23 protein-coding genes and 1 pseudogene are annotated in these 25,756 nt (G+C 63.1%); 11 read left to right on the plus strand and 13 right to left on the minus strand.

The window, feature by feature from the left end:
- Positions 1-678: 678 nt before the first annotated feature.
- The 4 genes from FHW78_RS00360 to avs1c all read left to right on the plus strand — a co-directional run bounded on the left by FHW78_RS00360 (position 679) and on the right by avs1c (position 9,000).
- Positions 679-1,083 carry a hypothetical protein gene (locus FHW78_RS00360; RefSeq protein WP_183636303.1) on the plus strand — a complete coding sequence of 135 codons (405 nt, stop codon included), beginning with the start codon at positions 679-681 and terminating at the stop codon, positions 1,081-1,083.
- Positions 1,084-1,694: 611 nt separating this feature from the next.
- Positions 1,695-2,858: an AVAST type 1 anti-phage system MBL fold metallo-hydrolase Avs1a gene (gene avs1a / locus FHW78_RS00365; protein WP_183636304.1), complete on the plus strand. Its 1,164-nt coding sequence runs from the start codon at positions 1,695-1,697 to the stop codon at positions 2,856-2,858.
- Positions 2,855-8,704, plus strand: coding sequence for an AVAST type 1 anti-phage system protease Avs1b (gene avs1b, locus FHW78_RS00370; RefSeq protein WP_183636306.1), 5,850 nt, complete (start codon positions 2,855-2,857; stop codon positions 8,702-8,704). The genes avs1a and avs1b overlap by 4 nt, the downstream gene beginning before the upstream one ends.
- Positions 8,705-8,742: 38 nt before the next feature.
- Positions 8,743-9,000, plus strand: a complete 258-nt coding sequence (gene avs1c / locus FHW78_RS00375; RefSeq protein ID WP_183636308.1) for an AVAST type 1 anti-phage system protein Avs1c — start codon at positions 8,743-8,745, stop codon at positions 8,998-9,000.
- 73 nt (positions 9,001-9,073) lie between these two features.
- On the opposite strand, the pseudogene FHW78_RS00380 reads toward avs1c, so the two are convergent.
- A pseudogene (locus tag FHW78_RS00380) lies at positions 9,074-9,811 on the minus strand (site-specific integrase); the annotation flags it as partial.
- 626 nt (positions 9,812-10,437) lie between these two features.
- Between FHW78_RS00380 and FHW78_RS00385 the strand changes: the two are divergent.
- The 4 genes from FHW78_RS00385 to FHW78_RS00400 all read left to right on the plus strand — a co-directional run bounded on the left by FHW78_RS00385 (position 10,438) and on the right by FHW78_RS00400 (position 12,711).
- A complete protein-coding gene (locus tag FHW78_RS00385) occupies positions 10,438-10,854 on the plus strand; it encodes a type II toxin-antitoxin system RelE/ParE family toxin (RefSeq protein WP_183636310.1) in 417 nt (138 codons plus the stop codon).
- Positions 10,855-10,868: 14 nt separating this feature from the next.
- Positions 10,869-11,327 carry a helix-turn-helix transcriptional regulator gene (locus FHW78_RS00390; RefSeq protein WP_218533715.1) on the plus strand — a complete coding sequence of 153 codons (459 nt, stop codon included), beginning with the start codon at positions 10,869-10,871 and terminating at the stop codon, positions 11,325-11,327.
- The gene (locus FHW78_RS00395) at positions 11,302-11,859 is read left to right on the plus strand and encodes a hypothetical protein (RefSeq protein WP_183636312.1); all 558 of its coding nucleotides are present in this window, start codon (positions 11,302-11,304) and stop codon (positions 11,857-11,859) included. The genes FHW78_RS00390 and FHW78_RS00395 overlap by 26 nt, the downstream gene beginning before the upstream one ends.
- Before the next feature lie 102 nt (positions 11,860-11,961).
- A complete protein-coding gene (locus tag FHW78_RS00400) occupies positions 11,962-12,711 on the plus strand; it encodes an ATP-binding protein (protein ID WP_183636314.1) in 750 nt (249 codons plus the stop codon).
- Positions 12,712-13,227: 516 nt separating this feature from the next.
- On the opposite strand, the gene FHW78_RS00405 is transcribed toward FHW78_RS00400, so the two are convergent.
- Positions 13,228-13,644, minus strand: coding sequence for a hypothetical protein (locus tag FHW78_RS00405; protein ID WP_255443120.1), 417 nt, complete (start codon positions 13,642-13,644; stop codon positions 13,228-13,230).
- 75 nt (positions 13,645-13,719) lie between these two features.
- Entirely contained in the window at positions 13,720-13,920 is a 201-nt protein-coding gene (locus tag FHW78_RS00410) for a hypothetical protein (protein WP_183636316.1), read from the minus strand.
- 262 nt (positions 13,921-14,182) lie between these two features.
- On the opposite strand from FHW78_RS00410, the gene FHW78_RS00415 reads away from it, so the two are divergent.
- A complete protein-coding gene (locus tag FHW78_RS00415) occupies positions 14,183-14,854 on the plus strand; it encodes a DUF2306 domain-containing protein (RefSeq protein ID WP_218533716.1) in 672 nt (223 codons plus the stop codon).
- Between the two features lie 24 nt (positions 14,855-14,878).
- Here the strand turns inward: FHW78_RS00415 and arsN2 are convergent, their stop codons facing one another.
- The 4 genes from arsN2 to FHW78_RS00435 are packed head-to-tail and all read right to left on the minus strand — an operon-like array spanning position 14,879 to position 17,236.
- Complete coding sequence (arsN2, locus tag FHW78_RS00420) at positions 14,879-15,316, minus strand: arsenic resistance N-acetyltransferase ArsN2 (protein ID WP_183636318.1); 438 nt, start codon at positions 15,314-15,316, stop codon at positions 14,879-14,881.
- Position 15,317: 1 nt separating this feature from the next.
- Positions 15,318-16,385, minus strand: a complete 1,068-nt coding sequence (gene arsB / locus FHW78_RS00425) for an ACR3 family arsenite efflux transporter (protein ID WP_218533719.1) — start codon at positions 16,383-16,385, stop codon at positions 15,318-15,320.
- Positions 16,378-16,896, minus strand: coding sequence for an arsenate reductase ArsC (locus FHW78_RS00430; protein WP_183636320.1), 519 nt, complete (start codon positions 16,894-16,896; stop codon positions 16,378-16,380). The genes arsB and FHW78_RS00430 overlap by 8 nt, the downstream gene beginning before the upstream one ends.
- A 13-nt stretch (positions 16,897-16,909) precedes the next feature.
- Positions 16,910-17,236, minus strand: coding sequence for a metalloregulator ArsR/SmtB family transcription factor (locus tag FHW78_RS00435; protein ID WP_141452838.1), 327 nt, complete (start codon positions 17,234-17,236; stop codon positions 16,910-16,912).
- Positions 17,237-17,259: 23 nt separating this feature from the next.
- Between FHW78_RS00435 and arsH the strand changes: the two genes are divergently transcribed.
- Positions 17,260-17,976 carry an arsenical resistance protein ArsH gene (arsH, locus tag FHW78_RS00440; protein ID WP_183636322.1) on the plus strand — a complete coding sequence of 239 codons (717 nt, stop codon included), beginning with the start codon at positions 17,260-17,262 and terminating at the stop codon, positions 17,974-17,976.
- 15 nt (positions 17,977-17,991) lie between these two features.
- Here the strand turns inward: arsH and FHW78_RS00445 are convergent, their stop codons facing one another.
- The 5 genes from FHW78_RS00445 to adh all read right to left on the minus strand — a co-directional run bounded on the left by FHW78_RS00445 (position 17,992) and on the right by adh (position 22,984).
- On the minus strand, positions 17,992-19,299 hold the full coding sequence (locus FHW78_RS00445) for a hypothetical protein (RefSeq protein ID WP_221188906.1): 1,308 nt from the start codon (positions 19,297-19,299) through the stop codon (positions 17,992-17,994).
- 160 nt (positions 19,300-19,459) lie between these two features.
- Complete coding sequence (locus tag FHW78_RS00450; protein WP_255443121.1) at positions 19,460-19,741, minus strand: hypothetical protein; 282 nt, start codon at positions 19,739-19,741, stop codon at positions 19,460-19,462.
- 140 nt (positions 19,742-19,881) lie between these two features.
- Complete coding sequence (locus FHW78_RS00455; RefSeq protein ID WP_183641027.1) at positions 19,882-20,235, minus strand: DUF779 domain-containing protein; 354 nt, start codon at positions 20,233-20,235, stop codon at positions 19,882-19,884.
- A 69-nt stretch (positions 20,236-20,304) separates the two neighbouring features.
- A complete protein-coding gene (adhP, locus tag FHW78_RS00460; protein ID WP_183636324.1) occupies positions 20,305-21,333 on the minus strand; it encodes an alcohol dehydrogenase AdhP in 1,029 nt (342 codons plus the stop codon).
- A 121-nt stretch (positions 21,334-21,454) separates the two neighbouring features.
- On the minus strand, positions 21,455-22,984 hold the full coding sequence (gene adh, locus FHW78_RS00465; protein WP_183636326.1) for an aldehyde dehydrogenase: 1,530 nt from the start codon (positions 22,982-22,984) through the stop codon (positions 21,455-21,457).
- Positions 22,985-23,220: 236 nt separating this feature from the next.
- Between adh and FHW78_RS00470 the strand changes: the two genes are divergently transcribed.
- The gene (locus FHW78_RS00470; RefSeq protein ID WP_183636328.1) at positions 23,221-25,107 is read left to right on the plus strand and encodes a sigma-54-dependent Fis family transcriptional regulator; all 1,887 of its coding nucleotides are present in this window, start codon (positions 23,221-23,223) and stop codon (positions 25,105-25,107) included.
- 21 nt (positions 25,108-25,128) lie between these two features.
- On the opposite strand, the gene FHW78_RS20115 is transcribed toward FHW78_RS00470, so the two are convergent.
- A complete protein-coding gene (locus FHW78_RS20115) occupies positions 25,129-25,740 on the minus strand; it encodes a TetR/AcrR family transcriptional regulator (RefSeq protein ID WP_183636331.1) in 612 nt (203 codons plus the stop codon).
- Positions 25,741-25,756 lie beyond the last annotated feature (16 nt).

Below are 25,756 nucleotides of genomic sequence, written 5' to 3' on the forward strand. Positions count from 1 at the left end.
GGACGGTGCCTACGAAATGGTGGATCCGAAGTTTTTGCCACACGAGGAGTGGGGCAAGGGATGAAATGGAACCTGTCCGCCGCGCCCTAGCGGACTTCCTTTAGTGGGATTTGGTTCTGTCCCACGTAAAGTAAATAGGTGGGGTGGAGAAATGGACCATTGGCCTACGCACCATCACTTCAGTAGCGTCCCTCACTCAGGGAACCGAACGAGACGCTCTTGGAATGCCGCTGATCCCTCTGAAGGCTGCTTCCTAGCTGAGTGCTCTAGGATTCGCACCTAATGTTCAGACGGCATAGCGGATTAGGGATGTTTATCAGGGGTAGGGGAGGGCCGCTTCCGGCCATGGATTCAGCTTATGGACGCAACAGTTTGTCGATATCGCCCCGCCGGTGTTTCGCAACCTAGCGTATTGCCTGTTCGGTTCGCGGGCTAGATGCGGTAGCGGCAAGCAGCAGACCTCATGAGGGCGGCTTTAGTGAAGTCAAACGAGGGCGCGTACCCTTAGTCCGCGTCACCTGTGGGTCCGGTGATACGTCGGCTTGTTAGCCGGGCCCGGCCACCCTAAAAACGAACCGTATCAGGGGGCTGGCGCACCATACGATGTGCGGTTGGTAAGTCGTATAACCGGACTCAGGGATCCGGCTATTGGGTAGTTAGCCTTCAGGAGAGGGATCAATGGACGCCGGATTAATTCTTTCGCTTCTCAGCCTAGCTCTTTCTATCTTCTTCTGGTGGAACGCCAAACAACAGTCTGACGCTGCCAGCAGGACATTGCAGGACATTAAGACGCAGATCATCGGCTGGCAAAATGAGTTGAACAAAGCGAGCATAGACCTGCTCAGTTCACGCCCAGAGATGATTGCAAAACAGGCCGCGCTCTCTGAGGCGAAGGCGGGGCTAGACTTCGCTTTGGCAATGGCGGCTACTGTTCAAACGCTGGCTGCGGAAGATTCTGACAAGAATCGTGCTCTTATCGAATCGATACTTAAGCACCACGAAACAATTGTGCTTGAGAGACAGCGTATGGGGTTCAATGCTGCGATGGGTGGCAGCACACACAGCCCCCGGCCAGAAGGCTAACAATTCATTCAAGCCGAAGCCGCTTCGCGGCGTGGTTTATTTCCGGCGTTAGATTCCTTAATCACCATCGGAGGACCTGTCATGACGAGAAACACCGTTGTTTTGGAGCGCAGCGGCTTGGGCCACCTTGCAACGGGTGCGATAGGCGCCGATGGGCTGGCCGCTATTTCCGCAATTCCTGGTGTCGAAGATGCACGGGTCGAGCGTGAGACAGAACACCAAGTAGAGATCTCTTACGCTTGGATAGGGGCTGCCAGGTTCTGGACGACCCAAGAGCACTTGGCCCAGTTCGGCCTCCAACGCATGTACCACCACGAGTAACCAGCTTTGCGGGTAAGCAATAGAACAATTCATTCAAGCCTAATCCGCTTCTCGGACCGGCTAGATTCAGGTATTAGCTCGCGATGACGGCTTCTCGATTGTTCGACAACGAAATAATCCTGGTCCTTTTCGGCGCCATCGGTGCGATGCAGCGTACGGCGGCGCAAACCGGCGGGGGCTCCCCCCCGAGGTTGTTTTCGTTAGTTCGCATTGCACCCAGTCTGACGCTCTCTGAGCTATAGTCATGCAAAGTCACATTCCTGCGCGCAGTACCTATGCCGAGATTGAAGATGTATCCCGCCAAGAATGGCGACGCGTTCCTCATCGAGGTCGCCGGGCAATACATACTCATCGATGCTGGGTATGCCTCCACCTTTCACGACGAGATCGCGCCTGACCTGTCTACCTTGCACCACGACGGAAAACACCTCAGCCTTGCCGTCTGCACCCATGTCGATGCCGACCATATCGGCGGGATGCTCGAGTTCATTGCGTCCAACGGTACCCCCGGCGCTCGACGGATCATCGAGATCGACGAGGTCTGGCACAACAGCCTGCGATCGTTGCCTACGGCCGCAGGCGTATCAGATAGCGATGCGGACCAGCAATTGCTAGAAGCGATCCAGCGTCGTGGTTTTCAGGCCCGGGCGGCGTCGCCGCCAGCCGCACAGCCCATCAGCGCTCATCAGGGAAGCTCGCTGGCCCGGCTGTTGACGCAGCACGGGTATCGATGGAACGGCGGTAACGGCCTGCAATGTGTGCAGGCGCAGCCCATGCCAGCGGTGCAGTCCGGCGGCGTGGAGCTTCACGTCATCGGTCCCCCGATTGAACGGCTTCATGCCTTGCGCCGATGGTGGCTGTCCGAACTGCGGCGCCTTAGCTACAAGGGCAGCGGCCAGGTCAGCGCTCTGGCCGAGGACGCGTATGAAATGTTGTTGGCATCCGAGGCGCCAGCCAGTGAGGAAGTCATGCCGGTCGCGGCCGGTCTCCTTGGCAGGTTAAAGGACGTGTACATTGCCGACACATCACTGACCAACGGTAGCTCGATCGCCGTCGTCTTGCAGGGCGAAGGGACGCGGCTGCTGTTTCTGGGAGATGCGTGGGCGGACGACGTTATCGCCGGCTTGCCCGAGGAAGGGGGCGATCGGGTCACATTCGATGCCATCAAGGTCTCGCACCACGGCAGCCGGCACAATTCGAACGTCGACCTGCTGCAGCGCGTCGATGCACCGTGTTTCCTAGTGTCTTCGGACGGCTCGCGTCACGGGCATCCGGATTTCGAGGTCCTCGCCGAAATCGTCGACCGCCCGGCAAAACTCACGCGCCACATTCATTTCAATTACGACACGCCAGTCGCAAGGCGACTGGCACGACATACATCAAGATCCGGCGCCCCGTTCAGCGTGCATATCGGACATCGCGACTGGATCGACATCGGGGGGAGAGAATTGTGATCGAGGAAGAAATCAAGGATGCAACCTGCCAGGTGCTTGCCGGCGAGAAATCCGGCACCGGTTGGCTGATCTCGCCCGACCATGTGCTGACGGCGTTGCACACCATCGAGGATGCGGAGGGAGGGCGGTGCGAACACGCCACGGTGCGCTTCCGTGACGGTGAAGCCACGCAGGCTTTCGAAGTGGTGGTGCACTCGATCGACGAGGACCTCGACGTGTGCCTGCTTCGATTGCCGGAAGCCCTTTGCCATCGCCCGGTCGCCTTTGCGACCGGGCCGGTACGACCGGGCGTGCGCTGGCATGCCTTCGGCTATCCGGTCGTGAAACTCGACGTGGGGCATCGCGTGCAAGGCACCGTGCAGCAGGTGCTCGCAGCCCCCGTCCATGGCATCGACCTGGACTTGACCATCGATCCGGAGACGGTTCTGTCTCAGTATGGGGGGCTGTCAGGCGCTGCGCTCATCGTCGACGATGTCTGCCACGGAATCATCCGGATCCGAGTGGATAACACGCTCGGAGCGGTGGGAACTGCCCGGCTCAGAGGATTCCTGAAGCGTCACGACGTACTCCCAGCAACTGTGCTCGATGCGCCGAATGTAGATCTACCTGTGACAGGGAATCGTCCCCAATTCGATGACAAGTTCACTAATAGCCTGCGCGAGGGCGAATCAGGCTATGTGCTCTTGGATGGCGCACACGGAATCGGAAAATCGACCTATTGTCATACATTCGAACCCAGCGATAAAGGCATAGAGGTTCTGGGCATCTATGCGTTCACGGACAGAGCCCGTGGCTCGACGCCCGCGCACCAAGCGCAGCCCGAGATCTTCTTCGATTGGCTCAACTCATTGCGTTCGACAAGATCCTCAGGGCGTCCTGCGCGACTCACGGAATTGTCCTACTCGCAGCTCATCGAGCATACGGCACGTGCGCTACAGGAGCTTGCATCGGGCTGCGTCCAATCCGGCACGCGAGGAGTACTGTTCATCGATGGCCTCAATGAAGCTGACCAACTGGGCGTTGAAGCCCTGCAACGATTCATTGGCTTGCTTCCCCAAGTGTTGCCGCCAGGGTTGAATGTTGTTGTCACGGGCGTCGGGCTGGACACGTTGTCCGGTAAGCTTGGTGACCTTGCGCGCGGCGCGCCGCGTCTGACGCTGCCTGCATTTGACCGCCAAGTGCAAACCGAGATTTGCATGTCAATGCTCGAAAGCGACCGGGTCACGCCGGCGCTGGTCGACCTGCTATGCGAAAGGGCATTGGGGCACCCGCTGTATCTGCGCTACCTGATCGACCTGGTGAACGGCGGCACCAGCGACGAAGAGCTCCGGACGATGCCTGCGTTCAGCGGTGCCATCGAGGACTACTACGAAACGATCTGGGCCAAGCTCATTCCAGATATCGATGTGATCAACCTGCTTGCCATCATCGCGCGATTGCGCTGGGGTGTACCAACAGATGCTCTGATGGCCTTGTTAAACGTGGGCGAGCGTACCGTCTATGTGTCGACGCTGGCGAGAATCCGGCATTTGTTGTCTCGACCCGATGGGACGGAGATCTACCATCCCTCCTTCTCCGAATTCGTCGTCCATAAGACAACAGTCTCCGGCCACTGGGTGCACGGACGGCTAGCGGAGTTCTGCGCCAGTGCAGCAAGCGGCGAATACGGAGCGCTGAACCGGATTTACCACGGTTTGCTCGGGGATCGGGAAGCCAGGAGCGAAGCGGTCAAGGTCTGCGATCAGGCATGGGTCGACCACGCGGTGCTGTTGGAAGCCGAGCCCGACGTGCTGCTGACGGACATCGATGACGCGCTGGCCGCAGCGACGGCCGAGGGCACGGCCATCGACATCGTTCGACTGCTTTTGCTGTCGCAGCGATTGAGGTTTCGCTACAACACATTGTTTGCGCAGTCCGCTGAGTTGGTGGCCCAGGCCCTCATCTCTATGGGAAAGACTAAGCAGGCCCTGCGGCACATCCTCCGTTATCGCACGTTGATAGTGGAACCGCTGGAAGCCTTTTCCGTCGCCCATAGCCTGATTGCTGCCGGCCAACACGACGATGCGGGGAAAATCCTGGAGACCGTGGAGCGGGTATTGATGGATTCCTTCACACCGGAAGGGATGACCTGGAACCAGTTCACTTATCTCATGAAGCTGAGAATCCATCTCTATGTGCTGGCCGAGGAAGCGGGAGGAGATCCTCCCATGATCAAGCTTCTTGAGCTCGCCAGAAAAATGGTCCTGCGTCAGGGAAGTGGCCTGCCTGAAGACCAGCGACAAGAGATCATGCAAGCCATCGTTGGCGATATGCTCGGCGCTAAGTTGTGCCTGAGAGGCGCCTACAAGCCCATCGCCAATATTCAAATTCCCGAGGGTGTACTATCCCGTGCGCTGGCGACGTCGCTCATCGCCATTCTAGTGCATGCGAGGCTGTATAGCATGACGTACGGCGTCGAGCTTCTGGCGGCGCCGGTGAAACTGCTGCTCTCCGACATAGAAGAAAAGCTTGACGACACATTGCCAGTCGATAGCCGGACCTTCTTTGTGGTTGACACGCTAATCGAAGTCGGCGCGGAGCTGGAGCTCGTCACGCGATACGCAGGCGGGATGCCCATCGGTGCGACCGACATTCCCTTGTTCACCAAGAACAAGGCGCTCGCCGACGAGATGGCGTTCGAGGATGCTTATCGACGACAGCGTGCCAGCTATTTCCTTGCCCAGCAGCTGGTGCGGCCAGTTGCCCAGCTCCCGGACCGGGTCAACTGGGAGGCTCGCATCAGAACCCTGGCACGTTCGGTGGCCTGCCAAGACGGCCTCGCGCGCCGTGCAAAAGCGCTCAACGATGCCGATGCGGTCGATGCAATCCGGAAGGATATCGAAGCCAATCTGCTTCCTGTGTTCGAGTTCACGCTGAAGTCACGTATCGGGTGGGAAGACAGCTACTTCATGCCCGAACATGTGGTGCCTTGGCTGTACAAGTATATGGCGCGGCTGTACATCGATTGCTTCGGTGGGCGCGCTGATGCCTTGTTCACATTGCTTAAAAAGGGATTTGGTGAACAGCTCGGGCTCTACAACGAAGGGTTCCGTCGCGCGCTGGAGAACATGATCGAGCCGTTCACCCGGGCCAAAGGTTTGGGCGATTTGGCAGACACGGTGTTCGACGCGCTGGTCGCATGGCGCGACTACACGTTGAAGAACGTCGAGAACCGGCACGAACTGGTCCCGGAGTTGCTCAAGATAGTATCGCTGCTGGCTCGAACAGGGGCTTCCGAAGAAGCGTTACGCACGTATCGTTCCGTGCTTGCGGTTTCGATGGGCCCCGGGTGGTATAAGGAAGACCAGCTTTCGCTGATGTCGGAAGCGCTCGCAGCGCTGCCCGCCGGTACGGCGGTCGATCCAGCATCGCTCGCGCAGATCGCGGGCTATCTTGAGCGTGCGACCGGCGAGATGACGTTTCAACGTTACGTGCGTGCCGACAAGGGGACGTTCATCGGCGAATTGTGCCGGCGGGGACTGAATGCCGATGCCGTCAGGTACTTCCAGCACCAGTCGTGCGGGACGAACCAGCAGTTGTTCGACCAAGTCGCGGAGGGCGACCTGGACCGCGTATCGTCCTTCGTGGGCATGCGGTTCCCGGGCGGAGCGCTGGAAGAGCAGGCGGCGATGCTGCAATTCGTCAAGCACATCGACGATTCTCTTGGCTGGCGGATCCGGTGGGCGCTGCTGGAGAGCTACCTGCACGGCGACGATCGCCACCTGGACAATTGGGGGCGGGCCTACGCCGACATCATCAATCGGCTGGTGGATCGTCCGTCGGAGCTGACATCGGCATGCAGCAGAATCAAGAGGCTGGCGTTGTCGATGAATCGCGAAAGGGCATGGCTCCTGCTGCAAGCCCTGGTGTCAGTCATGGAGCCAGCGGCGTTGTCGGCGTTGGGCTCCCTGATCGACGAGATCGAGGGTGAATTTTCCGAAGAGCAGATCGATCGTATCAAGTCGAACTTTGGCGTCCAGGGGCGTCGTGGCACTCGCGCGCGACGGAGTGTCGACATGCCGGTTGCGGAGCCCGCGAAGCCCGCTGTTACCGCCGGGGAGCCTGGATCCGATGATGAAGCCGATGATGAGGATGGCATGTTGATGCCGGGTACCTTCGGGCGGCGGTCCGCGCTCCAGAACGCGGCGAGGGCGCTGGAAGCATCGCAAACCCATCTCAAGCGACGCAACTCCGCCGAGGCGATCGCGTGCAGCCTTGATGCGCTGAAGGCGTTGCAGCAAGGGGAGTGGTCGGTGTGGAATCACCTGCACTCGGCCATCGAAGCGGATCAAACCCTGAAAAGCCTCATTCCGGACGGCGATGCGCTGGCGCGGGCCTATGGCGATCTTGCCATCGAGGAACGGCACACACAGCGCTGGCAAGTGGCCTCTCGCCTGATCCACCTAACCAGCCCAGGATTGACTGCGCAAGCGCAAGCCGACATGCTGGGCGTGGCGATCGACCACGTCGGTTCGATGGTCGGTGAAGCATCGACCACGTCCTTTGCCTACCTCGGCAACGGCGCGTGGGACGAGGATACGCCGCCGGCGCTGGAACTCCTGCTCTGGACGTTGGACCATCCCAACTGGGAGCGACGCGACACGGCCGCATCCATGCTGCTCTGGCTGCTGCGGACGGAAGACAGGTGGTTCCAGCCAGTCGTGCGGCTCATGGTCTCGCGCGATCCCCGGTACCGAGCCGATGTGGCGGCCGGCGCGCTGGATGTCTTGTCCAGAGAAAATCCGCTGGGACTGTGGTCGCGAATCGTCCCGCATCTGGAGCTAGGCGCCCTGCCGGATCAGGTCCGCCACGTAGGTCGGTACGCGACGCTCCTCCGCCTGGCGGATCGGGCAGGAAAGCAGGGAGAGGAGAGCGCAGCCACACTGGCGCGCTCCCTGGAAACCAGGTTGTGCGACTCGCGGACACCGCGTTCTACGCAGGCTTCGCCAACCCCACCGGCCTATTTTCCCGAACATCTAGGCGATGTCTGGGAGGAATTGAGCGAACTCGGCCTACTGGACGCTGCAACGGTCGAGCGATTCACCGCAGCGCTTGCAACCGCCTGCTTGCCGCTGAGCATCGAAGACTGTCATGTGCTGGAACGATGCGTCTCCCAAGGCTTCCGCGAGCGGATGGACTTCCTGGACCGCTGGGAATGCAAGGTGCGTCATGCATTGTGCGTGGCCATATTCCCCAATCTGTCGCTCGATGGATTGCGGGCTGCCGACCTCATTCTGAGAACCTGCAACCCGGAGTCACTGGTGGAGCCGCCTGCCGACCTGCGGCCCACGTCGCGCTTGATCGATGCGCTAATTGCGGGGAAGGCAGACGCCTACCAGCCATCGGAGCGCGACCTTGTATACCTGCACATGCAATGTATGGCGGAGATCGATGAGAAGCTGGTCCATGTCGAGTTGATCCCCCAGCTGGTTGCACCAGGATCGCGGCGTCCCAGTCCCATCCCCGGCCCGGTATTCCATTCCACGGAGCTGCCGGTCTTTCCAGAGAGCGAGGCGACGGATGTCTGCGGCAGGGTCCATCCGGTTCCCGCCACGTTTGGTTCGCTGACGCCGGCGATTGCGACGTCACAGTTCCTGACGTTGATCGGCGCAGACCCGTCGGCATGCGTGCGACACCATTGGCGCGACGGCAGTACAGCGACTGTGATACAGCGAATCCAGAGCCGCGTTTTCGAGCATACGTTGCTCGCTGTGCGGCGCACGGCGCTCAATCTGCCATCGGGTTGGAGCCTGGCGTGGAGCTTACGCGTCAGCGGAAGACATCAAACTACATTGACTAGGTACTGAAAGCTATGCCTCGCAACATCAGCCCCATGTCCCCTCCCATGACGCGTGTCGATTTTGAAGAACGTATGAACGTTCTTCGCGAACAACTGCGCTTGGGCAAGATGCACTTTGCGCACGGCCTGCGCGGGCCGGATTCGCTGTTACAGGTGCGTAAATTGCCGAATGGCCGAATCGACCTCCTCAGCGTCGATGAGACTGCCCGTCTCCAGGCGAACACGATGCACCAGATGATGACCGGCGGCTTTGGTGCCAAGTTCGATGAGCTAGTTGGCGCCGATGATCCTGCGGCGGACTAATGGAACCAGTTTGAATAGCTATCAGCTGCGACCGCGACCTGAACCGACATTCACTCGCTTCTAGCCATTCGTCTCATGCATTTTCAAGTAGACGGGCTGCTGGATTAGCTGACGCGCATCCTGCCTGAAAATACCCCACGACGCTCGACATCGACCGGTGCTCGGTCAGCTGCATTATCGCCGGGCTGGCCTCGGTCACAAACTCCGAGCGCAAGCTGTAACCGCTGAAATCCCCCTCTAGGCCCGCCAAGCGCACCCGCCGCCGCACGATCTCCCCAACCGCGGCCGGGGAAAGGGCAGGGCCAATGCGCTGCTTCCACAGCCGCCGGAAGATCGGACCCTCGGTGACCCCAGATGCCTCCAACCAATCCTCGAGCGCGAGGGCAGCCCGATCGAGCACGGGTTTGTCGGGAGTCGAGGACGCCGTGACACCGGGCTGCTAGGTCTTGCTGTATTCCAGCCGATAGATGAAGCCCTGCGGCCCGATCCGGCGCAGGTCACGCAGGTCCGCGGCGGCAATCTCGCTCCGCCGACGTTCGCCACTGGCAAACCCGAAGGAGAGCAGGGCGCGGTCGCGCAGGCCTTCCAAGCTGTCGTCGCAGGTGGCCAGCATCGCTTCCAGCTCGGCCAAGGTGATCGCGGTCTTCTTGCGCGGGCGCTCGCCACGCTTGACCGCCGCGCGGGCGACGCGGCTGAGCACGGTGCGGATGGCTGGGATTGGGCTGCTGCTTGAGCCGATGCGCCGGGCAACCCGATGGCGGACGGTGGACAGCGTCCAAGCGCCAGGCTTGGCTTTCAGGCGGGCAACGAGTCTGTTTTCTCGCCGAGGCTCTGCTGTGCCCCGGCCGTCATGCTCACAAACATCAGGGCTACAGCCAACGCCCAACTTCCGTAGCTCATCTTTTTTCACCCATCCGCCTTCCCAGGCAGCCGGTCAAAGTGTCCGATGGCCGTAAGGCTTGGCGCAACCGCAGACCCGATGAACCAGTAGACCTGGGTTAGGTTGAGACTTCGGAACTGGCCAACCGCGAGTGGAAAGGAGCAACATCGTTCCGGAGGTATCAGGCTAGGGACGGTTTCCCTTGTAAGGCCTGGATGGATAGGGGGAGGCGGCTTAGACCCAGTCTGCTCGGTATAGGTGAATGGCTATGGGAAACAGAGCCGCTAGGTCCCCGCAGGGGGCACTATCGGGCTGGGAGGCAAGGTAGCCTTACCTTTGGTTGGTGGCTCACGACAGGGTTCCCATGCAACATCTTGGGAAGAGCAGCTTCACTGACCCAAGTGGTTGTGGCCACTTGCAGCGGATGCTCGGCTCGGTACACTCGGGGCAGGGGACCGGGCCAACATGAACGCCCGTGACATGGGAGCCACTGGATTGGCCAGATTGACCTTTTGTCGACGTTGGTTTGACCATAAGTTAACCTTGAAGTTAACATCATGAGGCTGCGGCTCCTTACCAGCGGCCAGTGGCAGGTTGCTGCGTTGATTGATGACCGCGACCGATGCGAGGTCTTGGAGGCGTTGAACGCGCTCGCGGCAAACAAGCAGACAGAGGCGACCGCTGCTGGCTTTCGGGTTTGGTGGGAGCAGATCCCCGCTGAAGGCCCTAGACAGTTATCCGATGCCGTCTATCACCGTGTTGATGCGAAGAACGAAATCTACGAGTTTTGTAAGCGGGCACACCGCGTGCTCTGTTTCGAGGCCGGTGGGCGGTTAATAGTGTGCTCGCATGTTATGCCAAAGGGCACACAGAAAACTCCGAAGAAGGAAGTTGAGCGGGCAGTGAAGCTGAAGAAAGAATACGAAAGAGCGTTGGTAAATGGTGGTGTTGAGATTGTTGAGGATGATGAATGACGAGGAGGGACGTCATGTCGCAGGGTGCTAAAGACAATGGATTTCTGAAGCTAAATGAAACTGACGTGTTTCAGCTTGAGGCGGCTAAGATCGAATTTGCCATGGAGCTGAAGCGCGCTATGGACCGTGCTGGCTGCAATAGCGCGCGCCTGGCTGAGACCTTGGGCGTTAGTCGTCCTCTGGTGAGTAAGCTCCTGCGAGGTGACGCTAATGTCACCATCGAGACAATGGTGAAAGCCTCAATGGCTCTCAGTGGAAAACTACTGCTGCGCATCGTTCGTGAGAATGCGTCTGCGCAGGTGTTTGAAATGGCCAAAGTTGCGATGTCGAAGGGCCGACAGAGCCCTCATGTCAATGCGCGTGAGCGTGCCCGATGTGCTTGGGCAGATCATGCGTGGACGATGTCTGCTAACGACCTCCAGGAAGCCCAAGAAGCTCAAGAAGCCAATGAAGCCCAGTCCATTGCAGCTTAAGTGGGTCACGTATCCATCCGCCTCGTTTGAATCGGATGATGCTTTTGATGGTGAGCCGTCGGAACCGATAGCCGCCACTGTGGAAGCATCGGTAGAATACGACCTCGATGGGGCACACGTTGCGTACGTGACGATTGCGAATGATCCAGAGAAGAAGTCTCCGTACAAATTCTCAATCTTTGCGATGGCGCAGTTTTCGTTTGATCTAGAACGCGCCCGAGAGAACTACAAGCCAAAGCATGTAGGGGTGTTACCCCCGATCATCGCAGTGAATGTGTGCCGGATTTTGTATGCGGGTGCTCGTGATTTGTTGGCCACTTTTACAGCTCGCGCGCCATATCAGTCGGCAATATTGGACTCGATTCTTCTGGAGCCGACTGATGTGAAGATAAAGTCGGATGCATCGCCAGCCGAGATAATCCGTCAGCTTTTTGGTGCAACGGAAGAAGAGCTTTCAGTGCTTTCCGCGTCAGTTGGTGCCAAGAAGAAGCAAAAGCAAGCTGCTGCAGATAAGCCCCAGGCAGGCCGGTAGGCCGTCTTGCATCCTGAGCAAACTAGGCAGCGGCTCCGGTCTGAATTTGAGCAAGTCCGGAATTGGCACCAGCGTTAGGAGTTAGCATCGAGTTTTCCTTGGATGACGATTCTCAAAGAACAACACGAAACGTTTGCCCAGTTCTTTACAGCGCCGACCCGAGAGACGCTACGAGAGCTGCTTCGCCGCAACATCGGCGAGACCGACTACCTGGACTTCAAAGCCGATTGGCCCGCGCTACCCAAACTCGCCCGTCATATCCTAGCCTTCGCGAATTCTGGCGGTGGCGCGCTCGTCGTGGGTGTGTCGCAACAGGCCGACGGAAGTCTCGTCCCGAGCGGCTTGCCGAGCATCAAGGACAAGGCACAACTGATCCCGCCGCTCAGCGGTTACCTGCCCAAGCCGCTGGAGTACCAAGTTCTCGACTTTGCCTTTGGCGCGTCCGAGTACGAGGCCTTGGTGGGCAAGTCGTTCCAAGTCTTGCTGGTGGAAGACAAACCCAAACTCCTACCGTTCCTGGCCCTGAAGGAAGGGGAGGGGCTGCGTACAAGCGTGGTCTACGTGCGAGATGGCACGACGTCCACTGAAGCCGGCCATGTGCAGCTGCAAGTGGTGTTAAATCGCCGCATCGAGTCGGGCTATTCCAACCAGCCTAGTCTCGACCTGGACAAGCATCTGGCCCAGTTGCGCGCTCTGGATGAGAATCGGGAAGCAAACGACAGCTGGATGAGCCGGTTCATGCGCGACGAACAAAGTCGCTTCGACGACACCCAGTCGGACGACCACAAAGAATTCGTCGAGGACGCCTACCAAGCGAAAAAGCAAGCCATCTGGCGATTGCTGGGGTTGTAAGGCGCGTTCAAACAAGAGAGGACTCAGTGGCAAAATCTCAAGCTCGCGTTGGCAGCGTTCGCGCCGTCATGAGTTCCACGAAGCGTGGAAGGCCCGCAAGAGCAATTGCTCAACCGGCAAATACCGCCAGATCCGCGCCAGACGTCTTCGTATTTTATTTCGCATAATGCATATTATGTAAAATCGTAGATAGGCAGCTGACCCAGTCCCGATGCCGGCAACAGCTGTAAGCGCCCTTGCCCTGGCCGACCGAATCGGCCGCGGCTGTCTTGCCGCCCGGGCACCGCCACTATGTCCCCCAGCAGGATCGCACCAGCCCGAACGCCAAGGACGCGACGGCTACGAGAGTGATCGTCTGCAGCGTGCCGGCGATCATGTTGTTGCCGAAGACGTAATGCGTCCATTTGAAGGCTGGTTCAAATGTCTGGTTGCGCGGGTCAGGTTCCATGGCGTCACCGCATGTGAGGTCTGCAGTTTGTCAGCAACATCGTTCGGGGCCGGGCCGAAGCGGCTTTTTCAGCCGCCCCGACAACGCTGCCAGCCACCTTCGCGGGCATGGACCTGTTCCCATCCGTTTGCCAGGCGCTTGAACGCCTGTCCGCCGATACAGGCGTAGCCAAGCTGTTTGGCTTCCGCGGAGCCGAGCGCGGGAAGCTCGACGATGCTTTCGGAGGGTCCTGGCCTGCCGGCCTGGCGCGCCTCATTGGCAAGAATCGTGTTCTCCATGCTCTGGCAGAAGCCATGCATGCCCGGATGCGGGTGGTTGCGGTACTGGTCGCATTTGAACGGCGTCGTGCCGTTGGCCATCGAGTTGTGGGCCGCCTTCGGGGTCGACGTCACCCGAGGTGTTCCCTTGCCCCGCGCGCTTTGGACCTGTCCAAGCGCGGCGACCGAATAGACAGCCAGCATGACCGCCAGGAATGTCCTTTTCATGCAGTCTCCCCCTTTACGGGATGCAGGGTACCTGAGCCGGTCCGCGCGACCCGCGCAAGTGGACGTGTTTCGGCGCTAGTACCGCCAGCCCGGCTTCGCCTGCTGGTTGTAGGCATCATGCACGGCCAGGTCGTGGCACAGGGTCCAGCCGAGCGAGGTCAGCCAGCATGTGCTGGAGGCGGTGTCAGCCTGCATTTCCACGAGTCCCCGCTGTGCCAGTTCCGATGCGGCTTCGCGCCAGGCGTCGGCTACGGTGATGCCTTCGGCTATCGTCATGACCCGGTTGTCCGACGACGCGCCGCAGAGTTCAACCAGCAATCGCCGCTGCTGGCGGCTGAGGCCACCATAGCCCGTCACTTGCCTTCGCCTGGTGTGGGTTCCACCGCACCATGGACTCGCCGAGGTAGGGTTTTGTTAACGTCCGGATGCCAGTTCGGCCGGACAGGCACCGTCGCCAGGGAGCCACCTGCCCCACACGAACGCTGACTAACGGCACCCCGACAAACGGCACTGCTTTGGACGGTCCGGACAAAGGAGCATGGACGTCGAAGCCCGTTCCGGGCGGCAAAGGGAATGCTCGGAAATGGCGCGGATCTTGGGATGGATCGTCATGACGTTTCTGGCGCTCGCGGTCGCCTGCTATGCAGTGGCGCTGCTGGCGTTGCCTGAATTTCGCCCTTCGCTGGTCCGGACGTTGATCGCCGAGCGTCCGGTCGCCGCTATCGCGCATTTCGCCGGGAGCGCATTGGCGCTCGCCATCGGCACGTTCCAGCTCAACAGTTGGCTTCGCAGCCGCTTTGGCGGCGGACATCGCTGGCTGGGCCGGCTCTACGTGGCGGGCGTGCTGGCCGGCGGCATTTCCGGTTTCGTGCTTGCGGTCCAGTCGTCGGGCGGGACCATCACCCAGGCCGGATTCGCGCTGCTGGCGGTGTGCTGGCTTGGCTGCACGTTCATGGCCTATCGCCATGTCCGGGCCGGCAACATCGCGGAACACCGGCGCTGGATGATCCGCAGTTTCGCGCTGACGTTCGCGGCGGTCACGTTGCGCATCTACCTGCCTGTCAGCCAGATCGCGGGTATTGCGTTCCCCGTGGCTTATTCGGCGATCGCATGGCTTTGCTGGATGCCCAACCTGCTGGTCGCCGAGGCCTACCTGCGGTTCGCCGGCGCCGGCGATTGGCGCGCGCAACGGGTCGGCAGCCGCGCCTAGTCGATGCCCTGCCCCGCTCGCGCGTCATTCGTTGGCGAGCGGCTTGAACATCAGGAGGGAAGACGCCGGGCACAGCGCCGAGAACTGGGAGGTGGCGCGGACACTGGCGGGTGCCTGCTCGCGGTCGACCCACTGGTAGCCCCGCGCGGCGAAATAGCCGGATGCATCCGTGGTCAACAGATAGATTGCACGGTATCCGCGTTCCCGCGCGAGGTTCTCGGCACGCTCGACCAGCCTCGCACCGAGGCCGGAACCACGGGATTGCCGGGAAACCGCCAGGGATCTCAGCAGCGCCTGTTCGCCGCAATGTTCCAGCGCCACGCATCCGTCGAGCAGGTCGTTCCGGTGCGCACCGATGAATTCGACGGGCGCGCCGTTCTGGAGATCGGTCGTGGGAAGGCCGCTTTCGGACAGCAGGTGGATGACAGCGGCGTCGAAATCGATGGGACGGATGGAATGCATTTCATCTGGCTCCGATGGCGCGCTGGACACCCACGCAATACCAGCCCTGCGTGCGGTTGACGATGGCGACGACCGACAGCATCACCGGCACCTCGATCAGTACGCCGACCACGGTCGCCAGGGCCGCGCCGGAATGGACGCCGAACAGGCTGACCGCGGTGGCCACCGCCAGTTCGAAGAAGTTGCTGGCGCCAATCAGCGCCGAAGGACCGGCCACGCTGTGGGCCACGCCCAGGCGCCGGTTCAACAGATAGGCCAGACCGGAATTGAAGTAGACCTGGATCAGGATGGGAACGGCCAGGATGGCGATCACCATCGGCTGTTCGATGATCTGGCGGCCCTGGAAGCCGAACAGCAGCACCAGCGTCAGCAGCAGCGCGGCCAGCGAGTATGGCCCCAACCTGTGCAACACCTTTTCCAGCCCCTGCTCCCCTGCCCGTTTCATCAGCCAGCGGCGCATCACGACCGCAATGGCGACCGGCACGATGATGTAGAGGCCGACCGAGATGAGCAGCGTGTCCCACGGCACGGTGATGGCGGACAGGCCCAATAGCAGCGCCACCAGTGGTGCGAACGCCACCACCATGATGGCGTCGTTGAGCGCCACCTGGCTCAGGGTGAAATTGGCGTCGCCCCGGCAGAGATTGCTCCATACGAAGACCATCGCCGTGCAAGGCGCGGCGGCCAGCAGGATGAGTCCGGCCATGTACGAGTCAATCTGATCGGCCGGCAGCGAATCAGCGAACACATGTCGCAGGAAGAACCAGCCCAGCAGCGCCATCGAGAACGGCTTGACCGCCCAGTTGATGAACAGCGTGACGCCGATACCGCGCCAATGCCGCCCGACTTCCTTCATCGCGCCGAAATCGACCTTCAGCAGCATCGGGATGATCATCAGCCAGATCAGCACCGCGACCGGCAGGTTGACCCTGGCGACTTCCATCCCGCCCAGGCGGACGAAGGCTGCGGGAAACAGGTGGCCAAGGCCGGTTCCGACCAGGATGCACAGGCCGACCCAGACGGTCAGGTAGCGCTCGAAAAAACCGATGCGGGGCGTGGCCTCAGCCATGGGAAAGCGCCTCGTCCTCCGGCTCCACGAAACCGATCCGATCCAGTTGTGTCTTGATCGCCTGCCGATCGTTCCAGGCCTCGGCCGGCAGCGCCAGGAAGGCCAGCAGCCGCGCCTTGATGACGCGATGCGCCTGGCGGAAGGCTGCGGCCTTCTCTTCGTCGGTGCCGGAGACCGCCGCCGGATCCGGCAGGCCCCAATGCACGCGCAGGAAGTCGCCGAACACCACCGGGCAGGTTTCCGAGGCCGCCGAATCGCAGACCGTCACCACCAGGTCCATCGGCGCGGCATCCGCGGTCGCGAATTCGTCCCACGACTTGCTTCGCAGGCCGGCGGTCGAAATACCTTCGGCCGCCAGCTGGGCGAGTGCATGTGGATTGACCTGCCCGGCCGGCTTGCTGCCGGCGCTGAATACTTCGAACCGGTTGCCGGCCCATGCCCGGAGCGTGGCTTCGGCCAGCACGCTGCGGGCGGAATTGCCGGTGCACAGGAACAGGACGCGACGCTTCATGGGATCCCTCGGCTCAGCATTCACAGGAAGAGGCGGGCGCGCACGACTCGACGGGCGAGCCGGCGCAGCAGTTGTGGGTGAGATAGGCCACCAGGCCGTTCATGGCCTCGAAGTTGGCCCGATAGCAGACGTTGCGACCGCGGTTCTCGCTTTCCGCCAGGCCGGCCTGGACCAGTTCCTTCAGGTGGAAGGAAAGCGTGGCGTTGGGAATGGCGAGCGCTTCGGCGATCTCGCCCGCCATGCGTCCGGCGGGGCCGGCCTCGACCAGCAGGCGATAGGCGGCCAGGCGGGTGGCGTGGCCCAGGGCGGTCAATGCGGCGATGGCTTGTTTCGTTTCCATATTTCCAGAATAATCGAAAGAATATGACAAAACAATCCTCGACCGCGGACATTCCCCACGTCAGCACGGAGCTGCTGCCCCTGCCCCACCACGAATCGCTGGGAGCGGCGGGAAGCCACGCCCCGCGCATCCTGCTGCTCTACGGTTCGCTGCGTCCGCAATCCTTCAGCCACAAGCTGGCGCTGGAAGCCGAGCGCATCCTGCGCCACCTGGGCGCGGAGACACGGGTATTCGATCCGCACGACCTGCCCCTGCTCGACAGCGTGCCCCGAGAGCATCCGAAGGTCCGGCAGTTGCGGGAGTGGTCGCAGTGGTCGGAAGGACAGGTGTGGGTGTCGCCCGAACGCCACGGCACGATCACCGGCGTGTTCAAGAACCAGATCGACTGGTTGCCGCTGGAGGATGGCAGCGTGCGCCCCACCCAGGGCAAGACGCTGGCGGTCATGCAGGTCTGCGGAGGATCGCAGTCCTTCAACGTGGTCAACACGCTTCGCATCCTGGGGCGCTGGATGCGCATGGTGACCATCCCCAACCAGTCGTCGGTCGCCAAGGCATGGCAGGAATTCGACGACGACGGCCGGATGAAGCCGTCGCCGTTCCATGACCGCGTGGTGGACGTCATGGAGGAACTCATGAAGTTCACGCTGATGGTCCGGGATCGCAGTGACTATCTGACCGACCGCTACAGCGAGCGCAAGGGTGCGGTAGCCAAGGTGCAGGAAATCAACCGGAGGATGTAGCCGGTTTCGCCGCGATCAGGACTCGGGGCCCTTCAGCACGTAGTCCCCTGGTCGGGTGCCTGGCACCAGCGTCCAGCCGGGCTTCAGCGCCAGCTTCCAGCCGGGGCCACGCGGCGCGTCGCCGCTCGCATCGGGGGCGGCGAGGATCACCGCTTTCCAGTCGCTTCTCATCACCGCGCCCTCCTCCACTTCCAGCGTGCCCCAGTCGTCGGTGACGCGCATGGTGGGATAGACGGTACCCACGCCGTCGAGCGGTTGCAGGTTGCTCGGATTGAACTGGACGCTCATGTGCTTCAGCGCCAGGGTCAGCACCGGTCCCCGCACGAAGCGCGCGCGGTTGCGTTCGAGTTGCGCCAGGCGTTCCCGCTCGCGCGCGGTTTCCGTTTCGCGCAGCGCTGTGCCGCCATGGCGCGCGGCCGCCGCGGCCAGCGCCGCATCGCCTGTCGCCACTTCGAAGCCGCCCGCCTCGCGCAGGCGGGTGCCGAGATCCATGGCGGGGTCTCCAAGACGCTTGCGCCAGCCCGGCGCGAATTGGTCGAGCAGCAGGCCGTAGGCCGGACCGGTCGCGTACGCGAAGGAGCGCACGAAGCTGGGATCGGCGACATGCGACTGGAGATCGTGGAGCGCCGCCTGAAGGCGAGCCTGTGGCGTCGCGTTTCCGAGCATCACGCCGGTGTACTCGGCCAGGCCTTCGTTGAGTTCCAGCGCCGTCTCGTCCGCGCGGGCCTCCGGGAAACGCCGATGCCGGTCGGCGCGGAATGCCAGCGCATCGGCGACCGCGGCACGCCGGGCGGCGTCGCCATCGGCCTGCAGTGCGCTGGCCAGCGCCCGCCATTCCAGTTGCAGGCTGTAGCGTCCCTCCAGCGTATCCAGATGCGGGTTCTCGCCGCCCCTGGCATCGGCAATCGGCAGGTCCGGTTGCAGGCGATGGAACATTTCGTGCGCGATCAGCGTGCCACGCTTGCCTTCGTCTTCCGGCAAGGGCCACAGCATCTGGGTCCAGCGCGTGCCGGACCACTCGACCGCGGTGTTGGCGACGTTGGTCTCCTTCGGCAGCTCGCCGACGAACACGCCGTCCTGTTCGCGCAGCGCGCCCTTTGCGTCGGCCTGCGACGCGACGATGCGGCGGGTCCGCGGATCGACCAGCATGATCGGCCCGCACAGCGATGCGCCCCACAGGCGACCGCCATCGGCTTCGCACTGCGTGCGGGCCTGGCTGAAGACGGCGCGCGCGTCTGCGAGGGGAATCGCGGCGTCCTGGGCCAGCGCCGGCATCGCCGCGCACAGCAGGAACGTCCCCATCCAGCGAATCCGGTGTCTCATGGCGCTCCCTCCCGAGCGGTTTCCGTCATTGGATATCACGGAACCGGCCGGCTCGCAGTGCCATTGGTTGGCCGAACCGGTGTACTCCGTGCGACGCGAGACCCCTCCCCTATCGGAGAGGCGGGAGCGAGGTGCCTTGTTCTGTCGCGCTGCGGACGGGTCAGTCGGCCGCGACCGGATAGCGGGAAGCCAGTTCCGCCACCAGCCGGCCTATCGCCGTTGGCGAGCGGCCGCTGCTGATCGCGTCACGGATCTTGTCCAGCAACGTGGTGTCGCTCTGCACATGCAGGAGGCGGCTGCCGGTCTGGCGGCGATGCTTGCGATTGGCGCGGTAGTTGCGCGCGCGCTCGGCGGCGGTCATCGCCACGCCATGCTGCGGCGGACGGCCGCGACGCCGGGGAAACACCATTTCCAGGGTGCCGGGATCGTTTGCGTCACGCATCACGTGGCTCCATTGCTTGGGTGATGGTTATTTTATGTGACGCGTCACGTAAAGCAAATGATCTTTGGTTATCTGGGATGGCTGCGTCGAAAAGAAGAAAGGCGGCCGCCCGGGTTCGAGCGGCGAGGCGCGTCACGAAATCAGACCCGCCCTGCCCGCTCCAGCGCGAGGTACTCCTCGTCGGTGAACAGGCGGGAACGGACGAGGAAGCGCACGCCCTCCCCGTTCTCCAGCGAGAACATGCCACCGCGCCCCGGCACGACATCGATGATCAACTGGGTGTGCTTCCAGTACTCGAACTGGGAAGGGCTGATGTAGAACGGCGCGCCGCCGATCTCGCCCAGTTGCACGTCGCGGTCGCCGACGATGAAGTCGCCGACCGGGAAACACATCGGCGAGGAACCGTCGCAGCAACCACCGGACTGATGGAACAGCACCGGCCCGTGCCGGGCGCGCAGCGTCTGGATCAGCTGCAACGCCGGCAGCGTCGCCATCACCTGCAAGGGAGGGGGATTTGCGGTGGACGAGGCCTCGGTCACGGGCGGTGCCTTTGAACGGCAAACTCAGGCGGCCAGATCCAGCACCACCCGGCCCTCGATCTGGCCCTGGTGCATGCGCTGGAACACCTGGTTGATGTTCTCCAGCCGATCGGTGGAGACCGTCGCCTTGACCTTGCCGAGCGCGGCGAAGTCCAGCGACTCCTGCAGATCCAGACGGGTGCCGACGATGGAGCCGCGCACGGTCACCCCGTTGAGCACCATGCCGAAGATATCGAGCGGGAACTGGCCTGGCGGCAATCCGTTGAGCGACACCGTGCCGCCGCGCCGGACCATGCCGATCGCCTGCTCGAACGCCTTGGGCGAGACCGCGGTGACCAGCGCGCCGTGCGCGCCACCGATTTCCTTTTTCAGGTAGGCCACCGGATCGGTGGTCCTGGCGTTGACGGTGACGGTGGCGCCGAGGCGCCTGGCGAGATCGAGTTTGGCGTCGTCCACGTCCACGGCGGCGACGTTCAAGCCCATTGCCCGCGCGTACTGCACCGCCATGTGCCCCAAACCGCCGATGCCGGAGATCACTACCCAATTGCCGGGACGGGTATCAGTCACCTTGAGTCCCTTGTAGACGGTCACGCCCGCGCACAGCACCGGCGCGATCTCGACGAAACCGATCCCCTTCGGCACATGCCCCACATAATCGGCGTTGGCCAGCGCGTATTCGGCGAATCCGCCGTTGACCGAATAGCCGGTGTTCTGTTGCTGCTCGCACAGGGTTTCCCAGCCGCCCAGGCAGTGTTCGCAATGCCCGCAGGCCGAATACAGCCAGGGAATGCCGACCCGATCGCCCTCCTTCACATGGGTGACGCCGGCACCCACGGCCACCACGTGGCCCACGCCCTCGTGGCCCGGAATGAATGGTGGGTTCGGCTTGACCGGCCAGTCGCCTTCGGCCGCGTGCAGATCGGTATGGCAGACGCCGCAGGCTTCGATCTTCACCAGCAAGTCGCCGGCGGCGGGACGTGGCACGGTCACCTCTTCGATGACCAGCGGCTTGCCGAACTCGCGAACCACGGCGGCTTTCATTGTCTTGTCCACGCATTTCTCCTGTTGGTTGCGCCGGGACCACCGTAGCGCGGTGGCCTCCCCGGCTCGTTGATTCCAATCAATCGGGAAACACGCGCGGGCGCCGTCGGTCGGAAGGCGCCCGCGCGACGGCTCAGAAGAAACCCAGTGCCTTGGGCGAATAGCTGACCAGCAGGTTCTTGGTTTGCTGGTAGTGGTCCAGCATCATCCGGTGGTTCTCGCGGCCGATGCCGGATTGCTTGTAGCCGCCGAAGGCCGCGTGCGCGGGATAGGCGTGGTAGCAGTTGGTCCACACCCGTCCGGCCTGGATGCCACGGCCCATCCGGTACAACCGCGCCGCGTCGCGGCTCCAGACGCCGGCGCCCAGCCCGTACAGGGTGTCGTTGGCGATCGCCAGCGCTTCGGCCTCGTCCTTGAAGGTGGTGACCGAGACCACCGGGCCGAAGATCTCTTCCTGGAAGATGCGCATCCGGTTATGGCCCTTGAACACCGTCGGCTGCACGTAATAGCCGCCGGCCAGATCACCGCCCTGCTCGTTGCGGGCACCGCCGATCAACACTTCGGCGCCTTCCTGCCGGCCGATGTCGATGTACGACAGGATCTTCTCCAATTGTTCGCTGGACGCCTGCGCGCCGACCATCGTGTTGGGATCCAGCGGATTGCCCTGCTTGATCGCGGCGACGCGCTTGAGCGCGCGCTCCATGAACTTTTCGTAGATCGATTCCTGGATCAGCGCCCGCGACGGACAGGTACAGACCTCGCCCTGGTTGAAGGCGAACAGCACGAAGCCCTCGATCGCCTTGTCCAGGAAATCGTCGTCCTCGGCCATGACGTCGGCGAAGAAAATGTTGGGCGACTTGCCGCCCAGTTCCAGGGTCACCGGGATCAGGTTCTGGCTGGCGTACTGCATGATCAGCCGGCCGGTCGTGGTCTCGCCGGTGAAGGCGATCTTGGCGATGCGCGGGCTGCTGGCCAGCGGCTTGCCGGCTTCCAGGCCGAAGCCATTGATCACGTTGAGCACGCCCGCCGGCAGCAGATCGCCGATGATCTCCATCAGCACCAGGATGCTGGCCGGGGTCTGTTCGGCCGGCTTGAGCACCACGCAGTTGCCGGCGGCCAGCGCGGGCGCGAGCTTCCAGCAGGCCATCAGCAGCGGGAAGTTCCAGGGGATGATCTGCCCCACCACCCCCAGCGGCTCGTGGAAGTGATAGGCGATGGTGTCGTGATCGATTTCGCTGATGCCGCCTTCCTGCGCGCGGATGGCGCCGGCGAAGTAGCGGAAATGATCCGCGCACAGCGGAATGTCGGCATTGAGGGTTTCCCGGATCGGCTTGCCGTTGTCCCAGGTCTCGGCGTGCGCCAGCAGTTCCAGGTTCTGCTCGATGCGATCGGCAATCCGCAGCAGCACGTTCGCACGCTCGGTCACCGAAGCCTTGCCCCACGCCTCGCGCGCGGCGTGCGCGGCGTCCAGCGCGGCCTCGATGTCGTCGGCGTTGGAACGCGGCACCTGGGTGAACACCTTGCCGTTGACCGGACTGGTGTTGTCGAAATACTGCCCCGAACGAGGTTCCACCCAGCGCCCGCCGATGAAGTTGGCGTAGCGCTGCTTGAAGATGGCGGACGGGTCCACGGCCTGTGGACGGGGGGCGGCGACTGCGTTCATCGGAATCTCCTGGCTTGTTCGGTTGGGGTTCCCGTCCAACGCAGGCCGCGTGCCAGCTTTTGTTGCTGCGCCGCGCCACGCCGCTACGCCGCCATTCCGCAAGGAAACCGCGTCGCCGCTGCGGCAACGCAACAAGCGTGTCGCTTGCGGAGTGTCCGCGGGTGTGCTGTGTATCGGGACAGCGGGCGGTTTTCCTGTCGCAAAATGCGACACATCGCCCGGCGAGGACTTCCGGCATGTCCCGACCATCCGCTCCACCCGACGAGCAACGCATCGCGCAGGCCCGGCGCGCCTTCTTCGAGGCCGGGCGCACGCCGGTGGGCCAGGTACCGCCGGCCATCCTGCAATCGTGGCGGCGCTGCCTGGGCCTGGGACTGGCGGCGAATGCGCGCCCGGCGATCGAACCGATCGACGCGCCCCGCCTGCGTACCCTGCGCGAGCAGCACGAACAGCTCTGGCGACTGGCGCGCGCCGAGGTCGAAATGCTCGCCGCCGACGCCGCCAATACTGGCAGCATCGTCATCCTCACCGATGCCGAAGGCTGGATCCTCGACGCCGAGGGCAACGCCGAATTCCTCGACAAGGCCGGCCGGGTCGCACTGATGCCGGGCGCGTGCTGGAACGAAGCGCGGGTGGGCACGAACGCGATCGGCACCGCGATCGCCGACGCCCGCGCGGTCGAAGTGCGCGGCGCCGAGCACTACGCGGCGCCGCACCGCATCCTCAACTGCTCGGCCGCGCCGGTGTTCGATCCGTTTGGGCGCATGGTCGGCGTGCTGGACATCTCCGGCGACGCGATGGTCGCGCCCATGCACGCACTCGGTCTGGCGCAGTTGGCGGTCGCCAACATCGAACACCGCTACTTCGACGAAGGCATCACCGACGCCGACCTGCTGCGCGTGCATGCCAACCCGGCGCTGCTGGGCAGTGCGCGCGAGGGTCTGCTGGCGTTCCGCAACGGGCGGCTGGTGGCGGCCAACCGGGCCGGGCTGGCGCTGTTCGGACTGGAGCGGGCCGATCTCGGGCGCGCCTCCTACGAGGCGATGTTCGACGGCGCGCTGTCACGCCTGCGCGACGACGGCGTCCTACAGGACCGCAGCGGCCGCCTGCTGCACGGACACGTCGATGGGCCGACCCACTCGCGGCGCGCCCGCGCGGCATCGCCAATCACGGTGTCGGCGTCCGGTTCGGGAACCGAAGCCGGCGCACCGCTGTTCGACGCGAAACTGGAAGCCGAACTGGGACGCGCCTGCCGCGTGCTCGATGCCGGCATTCCGGTGCTGGTGCTGGGCGAGACCGGCACCGGCAAGGAAGTGTTCTCGCGCGAACTGCACCGGCGCAGCGCCCGCGCCGGCAAACCCTTCGTGGCGGTCAATTGCGCCGCGCTGCCGGAGGGGCTGATCGAGGCCGAACTGTTCGGCTACGAGAGCGGTGCCTTCACCGGCGCGCGCAAGGACGGCAGCATCGGCCTGCTGCGGCAGGCCGACGGCGGGATCCTGTTCCTGGACGAAATCGGCGACATGCCGCTGGCGTTGCAACCGCGCCTGCTGCGCGTCCTGCAGGATCGCGAACTGTCGCCGCTGGGCGGCGGCAAGCCGGTCAAACTGGATTTCGCCCTGGTCTGCGCGACCCACCGGCGACTGGAAGACGCGGTGGCCGAAGGCCGCTTCCGGGCCGATCTCTACTACCGCATTTCCCATCATCTGGTCGAACTGGCGCCGCTGCGCGAACAGCCCGGACGCGAAGGGCTGGTGCATTCACTGTGGCAGCGCATCGGCCAGGGGCGCCGGCTTTCCGACGAGGCGGTCGAACGGCTCGCGCGCTATGCCTGGCCCGGCAACCTGCGCCAACTGGTGGCGAGCCTGCGCACCCTCGCCGCCCTGAGCGAACCCGGCAGCCTGATCGGCGCCGATGCCCTGCCCGCCTACCTGCAGGCGCGCATGGATACGCCCGCCGTTGTCGCGCCGCCCGCATCCGCGCCGCTGGATTCGATGACCCGCGCGGCCATGCGCGCGGCGGTGGAAGCCTGCGACGGCAACGTCGCCCGCGCGGCGCGCCAACTGGGCATCAGCCGCAGCACCCTGTATCGCCAATTGGGCCGGGATCCGCGCCAGCGGCACTGACGCGCACGGGCGGCGCGCCGTTCAGCGTGCCGCCGCGCCGTCCACGAACAGGCGCGCGGCGTCGGCAAACTCGCGTTGCAGCGAAAGTCCCGGCACGGTCAGCCAGCGCAGCAGCGCGGCCAGGTACAGGTGGTGGAACCAGGTCGCCAGTTGCGCGGGCGGGAACCTGTCGCCCAGTTCGCCGCTCTCCTGCGCCGCGGCGATCAGGCGCTGCCACAGCGCGACGATGCCGCCATCGCCGATGTCCGCCTGCTCCGCCTCGTTGCCGAGGCTGGTGAAGCGGTAGCGCAGATAGGCCATCAGGTGTTCCGGATGCGCGCTGCACCACGCCGCTGAGGCGTCGAGGATGCAGGCCGCCCGCGAGGCGAAGCTCCGGCGGCGGGCGATGCTGTCGGCCAGGTGCGCCAGATCCTTCTCCAGTTCGGTATCCAGCCAGCGCGCCAGCAGCGCTTCCTTGGTCGGGAAGTGGTTGTACAGCGTGCGCTTGGCGACGTCGGCTTCGGCCGCGATCTGTTCCATGGTCACCGCCTCGTAGCCCTGTTGCTCGAACAGGCGGGCGGCGGTGCCGGTCAACAGGTCCAGCATCCGCGCGCGCTTGCGCGCCCGGCGCCCGGGTTCCGCGGTTTCATCCATGGGGCCTGCCTCTTAC

Source organism: Pseudoxanthomonas sp. OG2, assembly GCF_014192765.1.
Lineage (GTDB): Bacteria > Pseudomonadota > Gammaproteobacteria > Xanthomonadales > Xanthomonadaceae > Pseudoxanthomonas_A > Pseudoxanthomonas_A beigongshangi.

Bases quoted from the DNA above. Each gene is read 5' to 3' on its own strand.
- FHW78_RS20115 (WP_183636331.1), bottom strand. From the start codon at position 25,740: ATGGATGAAACCGCGGAACCCGGGCGCCGGGCGCGCAAGCGCGCGCGG.
- FHW78_RS00360 (WP_183636303.1), top strand. From the start codon at position 679: ATGGACGCCGGATTAATTCTTTCGCTTCTCAGCCTAGCTCTTTCTATC.
- adh (WP_183636326.1), bottom strand. From the start codon at position 22,984: ATGAACGCAGTCGCCGCCCCCCGTCCACAGGCCGTGGACCCGTCCGCC.
- avs1c (WP_183636308.1), top strand. From the start codon at position 8,743: ATGACGCGTGTCGATTTTGAAGAACGTATGAACGTTCTTCGCGAACAA.
- arsN2 (WP_183636318.1), bottom strand. From the start codon at position 15,316: ATGCATTCCATCCGTCCCATCGATTTCGACGCCGCTGTCATCCACCTG.
- FHW78_RS00400 (WP_183636314.1), top strand. From the start codon at position 11,962: ATGACGATTCTCAAAGAACAACACGAAACGTTTGCCCAGTTCTTTACA.
- FHW78_RS00445 (WP_221188906.1), bottom strand. From the start codon at position 19,299: ATGAGACACCGGATTCGCTGGATGGGGACGTTCCTGCTGTGCGCGGCG.
- FHW78_RS00410 (WP_183636316.1), bottom strand. From the start codon at position 13,920: ATGACGATAGCCGAAGGCATCACCGTAGCCGACGCCTGGCGCGAAGCC.
- FHW78_RS00435 (WP_141452838.1), bottom strand. From the start codon at position 17,236: ATGGAAACGAAACAAGCCATCGCCGCATTGACCGCCCTGGGCCACGCC.
- FHW78_RS00415 (WP_218533716.1), top strand. From the start codon at position 14,183: ATGGACGTCGAAGCCCGTTCCGGGCGGCAAAGGGAATGCTCGGAAATG.
- FHW78_RS00390 (WP_218533715.1), top strand. From the start codon at position 10,869: ATGTCGCAGGGTGCTAAAGACAATGGATTTCTGAAGCTAAATGAAACT.
- FHW78_RS00455 (WP_183641027.1), bottom strand. From the start codon at position 20,235: ATGGCGACGCTGCCGGCGTTGCAGCTGATCCAGACGCTGCGCGCCCGG.
- arsH (WP_183636322.1), top strand. From the start codon at position 17,260: ATGACAAAACAATCCTCGACCGCGGACATTCCCCACGTCAGCACGGAG.
- FHW78_RS00395 (WP_183636312.1), top strand. From the start codon at position 11,302: ATGAAGCCCAGTCCATTGCAGCTTAAGTGGGTCACGTATCCATCCGCC.
- FHW78_RS00450 (WP_255443121.1), bottom strand. From the start codon at position 19,741: ATGCGTGACGCAAACGATCCCGGCACCCTGGAAATGGTGTTTCCCCGG.
- FHW78_RS00405 (WP_255443120.1), bottom strand. From the start codon at position 13,644: ATGAAAAGGACATTCCTGGCGGTCATGCTGGCTGTCTATTCGGTCGCC.
- FHW78_RS00430 (WP_183636320.1), bottom strand. From the start codon at position 16,896: ATGAAGCGTCGCGTCCTGTTCCTGTGCACCGGCAATTCCGCCCGCAGC.
- FHW78_RS00470 (WP_183636328.1), top strand. From the start codon at position 23,221: ATGTCCCGACCATCCGCTCCACCCGACGAGCAACGCATCGCGCAGGCC.
- FHW78_RS00385 (WP_183636310.1), top strand. From the start codon at position 10,438: ATGAGGCTGCGGCTCCTTACCAGCGGCCAGTGGCAGGTTGCTGCGTTG.
- arsB (WP_218533719.1), bottom strand. From the start codon at position 16,385: ATGGCTGAGGCCACGCCCCGCATCGGTTTTTTCGAGCGCTACCTGACC.
- avs1a (WP_183636304.1), top strand. From the start codon at position 1,695: ATGTATCCCGCCAAGAATGGCGACGCGTTCCTCATCGAGGTCGCCGGG.